Raw genomic sequence first — 7431 nt, 5'->3', positions numbered from 1 at the left:
GAACACGGAAGTTAAGCTCTTTAGCGCCGATGGTAGTTGGGGGCTTCCCCCTGTGAGAGTAGGACGTCGCTAGGCACAAAGTAGCCACTGAGAAATCAGTGGTTTTTTTATTTTAAAAAAATCAGTAATAACACCCAATAAATGTTAGAATTTAATTGATTTAAATAAACAAATATATAGGGGTATTTAAATGGCAACAGGGGTATATAGAGAAAATATTCAAATTGAAAAAGCTAAGCTACAGGAGTTTATTCGAAATAAAGAAGAGTGGGCTATACTAATACCTGGTTATTTACATCATGAATTCCCAAGTGAACGAAATATGATTTGGGTATTTCAAGGGGATTTTGGAATGATCCAAAAAGCTGTAAAGGTTGAACTTAAGTGTAAGGAATCAAATCCTAATCAGGTTATATTTGATTTGGTAGGCTTATCAGATCCTTTAAATGGTGATGGATACTTTGAAGTTACACAAAATCAGGATGGTACATGTCAGTTAGAAGGTAATTTAACATTAAAGGCAAGTGGTTTCCTTGCAGGAATGATGAATCCAATTTTAGAAAAGTTTGTACCGCCATTAGTAGAACAGCTAGTACAAGAGATGGCAATAAAGGCTAGTATTTAGTATTTCCGACATAATTAGCCTCGGCATAATTGTTACTGATAAAAGAAGAGTGTCATGTCATAGAAAAGGTCATTGCTTTTAGTTGCAATGACCTTTCTGACTTATCAAGCACGCGCCATGAAAGCGACCAATCGAAACGGAAATCAACCACATCGTATTGAGAGAGGAGCTATTTTTTTGAGAAATATTTGAGTAATTACTCAATATAATTTAAAAAGGAGGAATCATTATGGAGCAATGGATAGGTATTCAAACACTCATTTGGTTATTCCCTATTATGTTTATTCTCCATGATTTTGAAGAAATCATAATGGTTGAAAAGTGGTTGAATAAGAATTCTACGATTTTGTATGAAAGATTGCCTAAAAAAATGGCTAATCGAGTTATTAAACAGTTCTCGATGTCGACAGCACAGTTTGCCGTAGCAGTAGTCGTAGTATTTATGTTTGTAAGTAGTTCCACTTTTGTAGCAAATCAATATGTGAATCAAGGGCCGTTCGGAGATATCTATTTCTTCACTGTTGTTACGCTAACCTACTTTCTACATGCGTTCACTCACCTTGCACAGTCTATTTTTCTTCGTTCCATTACACCAGGTGCACTCACATCTTTGATAATCGTCATTCCATATAGTTTAATGTTGTATCGTTCGTTATTAATTAATAACGTCATAACATGGAACATTATTTTTGTTTGCTTGCCATTTTGTCTTTTATTGATCCCTATTGCATTACTAGCACATTGGATCGGGAAAAAGGTTATATGAATTTCAACTTATTTATATCCATTCAGTAAATTTTTTTCTAACGTAAGTGTTATAATTAAATAAGAATATAACGGAAATGGGTGTTTTGTTTTGCAAAAGAAAAAGCCGATTGTAGAGGGATTAGAGCGCTTTCAACAACAACAAAATATTTCCTTTCATGTACCAGGGCATAAACACGGAGAACTATCCCATCTTCCTCAGCCCTTTAAAGATGTAATGCGATATGATGTGACTGAATTATCAGGTCTCGATGACTTACATCATCCAGAGGAAATGATATTAGAAGCAGAAAACTTATTGGCAGATACATATGGGGCGATGAAAAGTTTCTTTTTAGTAGGTGGATCTACAGTCGGGAATTTAGCAATGATTTATGCCACATGTAAAAAAGGTAATACGATTATTGTCCAACGTAATGCACATAAGTCTATATTTCACGCGATTGAGCTTGTTGGGGCAAAGCCTGTATTTGTATCCCCGCTATGGGATGAACGAACATTAACAGCAACCCATGTTTCTTATAAAGATTTGAAAAAAGCAGTTGATTATTATCCAGACGCACGTGCAGTAGTATTAACGTATCCTACTTACTATGGTATGACATCGAAAGAAATACAGCAGCAGATTGCGTATTGTCATGAGAAAGGTATTCCAGTTTTAGTGGATGAAGCACATGGAGCTCATTTTAGTGCATGTACTTTATTTCAGCCATCTGCATTGACATTTGGTGCAGATATAGTAGTACAGTCTGCGCATAAAACATTGCCAGCGATGACAATGGCATCCTTTATGCATGTTAATTCTAACTTAGTCGATGTCGACAAAATAAATCACTATTTACGTATGCTACAATCTAGCAGCCCGTCCTATCTTTTATTGGCTTCTTTAGATGATGCACGTTATTATGTACAGACATATATGGAGAGTGACGGTGCATATATAATAGAAAAAAGAAATCAATGGATCGAGGCATTACGAGCTATTGGCTCTTTGGAAGTTATTGAGGTAGACGACCCTATCAAATTATTATTACGTGTTAAGGGGTATACAGGTTTTCAATTACAGGAAGCATTAGAAGCAAAGCATGTATATGCAGAACTGGCAGATGCAAATCAAGTATTGCTTGTGCTACCTTTGTTGAAACAGGGGCATAACTATCCATTTGCAGAAATACGTGTCCGTATTAAAGAGGCTATAACATTGTTATTAAGTACACCAAAGGCAGAAATCGTAACTGCTTCACAAATGGCCTATAATTTTGTGGCCATTACGGAACCTTCCTATACATTTGATGAAATGGAAAAGGCGGAAACAGAATGGTTACCGTATATGCGAACGATGGGACGTATTTCTGCAAGTATGATTATTCCGTATCCACCCGGTATTCCACTGCTTGTTCCAGGAGAAAAAATAACCGTGGCAAAGCTGAGTCAGTTAGAGGAGTTACTAGCTACTGGTGCAACGTTTCAAGGAAATCACCGTTTAGAAGAAAAGATGATTAAGATCATTAAATAGTTGGAGGCTATAACAGCATGAATTGCAATTTATTTATTACATTTGAAGGTCCAGAAGGTGCTGGAAAAACAACAGTCATTCAAAAAATAGCCGAGCGACTTGCGGAGGAAAAGATTGATGTATTAGCAACGAGAGAACCTGGTGGTATTGAGATTGCTGAGAAAATTAGGAGCGTAATTTTAGACCCCGAACATACAGCCATGGATGAGCATACAGAAGCGTTATTATACGCAGCGGCGAGAAGTCAGCATTATTTTGAAAAAGTTCGACCTGCGTTGGATGCTGGAAAAATGGTTATTTGCGATCGCTTTATCGATTCCTCTTTAGCATACCAAGGATATGCACGTGGTATCGGCGTTGATGAAGTATTATCTATTAATGAGTTTGCAATCGGTAAGAAGTTACCTGATATGACAATCTTATTTGACCTTGCACCAGAGGTAGGCTTGGCACGGATTCATGCTCATGGAGAGCGAGAGGTCAATCGTTTAGATGTTGAAAGTTTAGCTTTTCATAACAAGGTTCGGGAAGGATATTTACAGCTAGTGGAGCGTTATCCTGAGCGTATACATGTCGTCAATGCGGACCAAAATATTGATCATGTTGTTGAAGATGTATGGTCATTAATATATGAAGCAATACAGTAAATGCATGAAGTTGTCTACCACAATGTGATATAATGGTAACAACTATAATCTTATTTTCATTCAGAAAATGTTTTCTGCGCGACAGTAGCGAATGTTTTGAGATGAATGAAGAAGTAGTTTTATTTTAGTAGATGTTCCGAGCACCTACTGAAACAGAGGAACTCTAACCTATGTCACGGAAAAGGTAACTAAAATCTATTTAGATGAATTTTATCGAAGGGGTGAGTGCGAATGAAGTTAGTAGTAGCTGTAGTGCAAGATCAGGATAGCAGCCGCTTATCGAATGCTTTAACGAAAAATCAGTTTCGTGCAACTAAATTAGCGAGCACTGGAGGATTTTTACGCTCTGGAAATACGACGTTTCTTATTGGAACGGAAGACTCTCTCATACCCAAAGTTTTAGATATTATTCGTGATAATTGTCGTGCACGAGAACAAATGGTTGCACCTGTTTCGCCATTAGGCGGGAATACAGATTCCTATATACCTTATCCTGTGGAGGTAGAGGTAGGTGGAGCGACAGTTTTTGTATTACCAATTGAACAGTTCCATCATTTTTAAATTATTTGCCACGTTAAATGGGAAGAAAAACACATTATAATTTAGCTTTTGTGTATTTGGTATAGAAAGCAAGTGGGGGCGAAACAGCTTGAAGATCAATCAAGATATACGTGTCGGGTTAAATACTAATCGTAAAGAACCACTGCATAACAATAATCAAAATAACCGATTTGGAGATATGGTCGTCAAGCAAGGCACCAAATTGCAAACTGAACAGCTTACGCGATTGCTAGGGGATATTTCTACAGCAGGTGATCGTGTCGCAAGATCGCGTAATTTACGAGAGCTTGCTCGTTTTAAAATGCTTGTTAAACGGTTTCTACAAGAAACAGTAGAGCATGGTATGGATTTAAAACAATCGCATTCATGGAATCGTTTTGGTGAAGGAAGACGTTTGAAAATTATTGAAACTATCGATACGCGTCTTGTGGAGCTTGCTCAAGATATTTTAGATGAAGAAAAGGAAGCAATTGATCTTCTCGATAAAATCGGTGAGATAAAAGGCTTATTAATTAATTTGTATATGTAAAACCCGTGTCTCGTTCTCTTGTAGGCGCGGGCTTTTTTCAAACTGAATGGTATGAATTCAATTCACGATGAAACTAATCTATCTGCTCTAAAACTGTAGATATTTCTGTACGAAAATTGGTTCATCACCAAAAGTTGTGGATGACTTTTATTAATACGTCTACTATGTTAATAAGTTGATTTTCGTTACGACTGGGCGACTCCTTGGGGATTAGTAATAGAGGAACGAAGGCTAAAAGCATCACATCCTGTGATAATGCCCTCGTGACCAACATCGGTGCTGTCGCTGCGCTTTCGCACAAACAAAACCAAAACCCTCTGCTGCCGCTACGTTAGCACTATGCTTTCGCGCAAAAAAACATCTGTTGGCCCGAGACCCTGGAGCGAGCGAAGCGGCTCATCGGACGCCCCCAGGAAGCTCTGCTCTGCGCGAAAGCGAAGCGTCAGCTACAAAGCGCCCAGTCGGAACGGAAATCAACCACACGTTTTGGTGATGATCTATAAAATTGAGCAATAGGAAACAATTATGCTATAAGTGTAATTGATATAGGAAGGAATTTTAATATATGGCCAAGAATGTTGAAGAGCTATTCGCACTGCAACCAGTCGTAATGAAGCAGCTTCAAACGATTTTTGACAAACATAGATTAGCACATGCATACATTTTTGATGGTGAAAAAGGGACAGGCAAAGTAGATATAATGCAGTTTTTTGTCAAATTAATGCTTTGTGAGCAACCAATTCAAAATGTTCCATGTGAAACATGTCGAAATTGCAGACGTGTTGATTCGGGTAATCATCCGAATATTCATCAAATTTATCCCGAGGGTCAATTTATAAAAATTGATCAAATACGTGAATTAATTGCAGAAATGAAGATGATGGGTGTTGAAGAGGGACGTAAGATTTATGTACTTCATCATGCAGACCGTCTCAATATTGCATCTGCAAACATGATTCTTAAATTTTTAGAGGAACCTGATGGTGAGGTAACTGCGATTTTATTAACGGAGCAAATGCAGTCAATTTTACCAACGATTCGCTCTCGCTGTCAGCATATTAAATTTCAAAAAATGCCTCGACATTTATTGTTAAAGCATCTACAAGATAATAATATTTCTTATTCGATGGCTTCTACAGTGAGCATGATGACGAACGAGCTCGAAACAGCTATGATTTTAGCAAATGATGAGCAGTTTGCACATGCTCGAAAAACAGTGTTAAAATTAGTAGAGGCAATTCGTCAGAACGTACATGAAGCAATGCTTGTTGTACATGAAGAATGGTTGCCATTATTTAAAGAAAAAGGCGAGATGGAACAGGCATTAGATTTACTACTATTTGCTTACCGTGATATAGTGTCAATAAAAGCTAATCCCGAATCAGCTTGTACTTACCCAGACATGTTACAGACATTTAAAGAAGCTGCGTTACATTCGACTTATGAACGTCTATCTAGTCAAATGGAGTCTATTTTACAGGCGCGTTCATCTTTACAGCGTAACATGAATAGGACGTTAATGATGGAGCAGTTAATGCTAAATCTGCAGGAGGGGTATACATTTGTATAATGTAGTGGGAGTCCGCTTTAAAAAAGCGGGTAAAATATATTATTTTGATCCAGCATCATATCTACTAGAGGACAGTCAATATGTTATTGTAGAGACAGCTCGCGGTGTAGAATATGGTAAAGTAGTTGTCCCTCAAAAGGTTGTTGAGGATAATGATGTTGTTTTACCACTTAAACAAGTTCTACGACCAGCGGATGAACGTGATCGTATTCAAGTAGAGGAAAATGCTGCCGAATCAAAGCGTGCATTTGAACTAGCAAGTACAAAAATCATTGAACATAATTTAGAAATGAAGCTCGTTGATGTTGAATATACATTTGATCGTAATAAAATCATCTTTTATTTTACGGCTGAAGGACGCGTTGATTTCAGAGATCTTGTAAAAGATCTAGCTTCCGTTTTTAGAACACGTATCGAACTTCGTCAAATTGGTGTACGTGATGAGGCGAAGTTGTTAGGTGGTATTGGTCCATGTGGCCGGATGCTTTGCTGCTCAACATTTTTAGGAGATTTTGAGCCGGTTTCTATTAAAATGGCTAAAGATCAAAACTTATCTTTAAATCCATCTAAAATTTCAGGTCTTTGCGGTCGTTTAATGTGCTGCTTGAAATATGAAAATGATGAATATGAGGAAGCTAAAGAGGGCATGCCAGACATCGGTGAATTAACGATGACACCAGATGGACGAGGTAAAGTTGTAGGTTTAAATGTACTGGAGAGACTCATTCAAGTATATTTACATGAGCAGGAGCGTACAGTCGAGTATACACTAGAAGAACTGCTAGCATGCGAAAAAAATCTTATATAAGATAGAGAACTGAATGAGGTGGCTTGGGTGAAGGACCGTAATTTCTTAGATACCGTTATGGAGTTCGAACAACAGCTCGAAGCAATGCAGGAGCAATTTGGTGCATTGAAACAATTTGTAGCGTTAATGATGGAGGAGCATAAGACACTCGAAACAGAAAATCATCACCTTCGTACACGTCTAGAAGAATTACTTTCTAATGAAAACTCTGAACAGACTACTGATGAGAAGAAAGAGAATCCGTTAGATATTGGCGAGGGTTATGATAACCTAGCACGTTTGTACCATGAAGGCTTCCATGTTTGTCATGTTCATTTCGGAAGTTCACGTAAAGGTGAAGACTGTCTGTTTTGTCTATCATTTTTAAATAAACAAAATGTGTAATAGAAGGCTGATTCCCACTATGGTGG

Annotated in this window: 9 protein-coding genes and 1 rRNA gene; all 10 read left to right on the top strand. The window is 37.7% G+C overall.

Features of this window, described 5'->3' with window-relative positions; genetic code table 11:
• Positions 1-75 (top strand): 5S ribosomal RNA (gene rrf, locus AC3WSK_RS23130); the annotation flags it as partial.
• A 115-nt stretch (positions 76-190) separates the two neighbouring features.
• The gene (locus AC3WSK_RS23125) at positions 191-625 is read left to right on the top strand and encodes an SRPBCC domain-containing protein (protein ID WP_079563661.1); all 435 of its coding nucleotides are present in this window, start codon (positions 191-193) and stop codon (positions 623-625) included.
• 229 nt (positions 626-854) lie between these two features.
• Entirely contained in the window at positions 855-1391 is a 537-nt protein-coding gene (locus AC3WSK_RS23120) for an HXXEE domain-containing protein (RefSeq protein ID WP_079563662.1), read from the top strand.
• 90 nt (positions 1392-1481) lie between these two features.
• Positions 1482-2906 (top strand): aminotransferase class I/II-fold pyridoxal phosphate-dependent enzyme, encoded by a 1425-nt coding sequence (locus AC3WSK_RS23115; protein WP_492414939.1) that lies wholly within the window; start codon positions 1482-1484, stop codon positions 2904-2906.
• Positions 2907-2923: 17 nt separating this feature from the next.
• Entirely contained in the window at positions 2924-3553 is a 630-nt protein-coding gene (gene tmk / locus AC3WSK_RS23110) for a dTMP kinase (protein ID WP_079563664.1), read from the top strand.
• Positions 3554-3784: 231 nt separating this feature from the next.
• The gene (darA, locus tag AC3WSK_RS23105) at positions 3785-4114 is read left to right on the top strand and encodes a cyclic di-AMP receptor DarA (protein WP_049667342.1); all 330 of its coding nucleotides are present in this window, start codon (positions 3785-3787) and stop codon (positions 4112-4114) included.
• 88 nt (positions 4115-4202) lie between these two features.
• Positions 4203-4643: a YaaR family protein gene (locus AC3WSK_RS23100; protein ID WP_079563665.1), complete on the top strand. Its 441-nt coding sequence runs from the start codon at positions 4203-4205 to the stop codon at positions 4641-4643.
• A gap of 565 nt (positions 4644-5208) precedes the next feature.
• Positions 5209-6213: a DNA polymerase III subunit delta' gene (holB, locus tag AC3WSK_RS23095; RefSeq protein WP_079563666.1), complete on the top strand. Its 1005-nt coding sequence runs from the start codon at positions 5209-5211 to the stop codon at positions 6211-6213.
• Positions 6206-7021, top strand: coding sequence for a PSP1 domain-containing protein (locus AC3WSK_RS23090; protein WP_079563667.1), 816 nt, complete (start codon positions 6206-6208; stop codon positions 7019-7021). Before holB ends, AC3WSK_RS23090 begins: the two co-directional genes overlap by 8 nt.
• Before the next feature lie 27 nt (positions 7022-7048).
• Positions 7049-7405 (top strand): DNA replication initiation control protein YabA, encoded by a 357-nt coding sequence (gene yabA / locus AC3WSK_RS23085; protein WP_079563668.1) that lies wholly within the window; start codon positions 7049-7051, stop codon positions 7403-7405.
• The last annotated feature ends 26 nt before the right edge of the window (positions 7406-7431 follow it).

The sequence above is a fragment of the Lysinibacillus sp. EB271-A1-10B genome (assembly GCF_058791335.1).
Note: the sequence above shows the minus strand (reverse complement) of the source record. Positions and strands in the feature narration are given on the sequence as shown.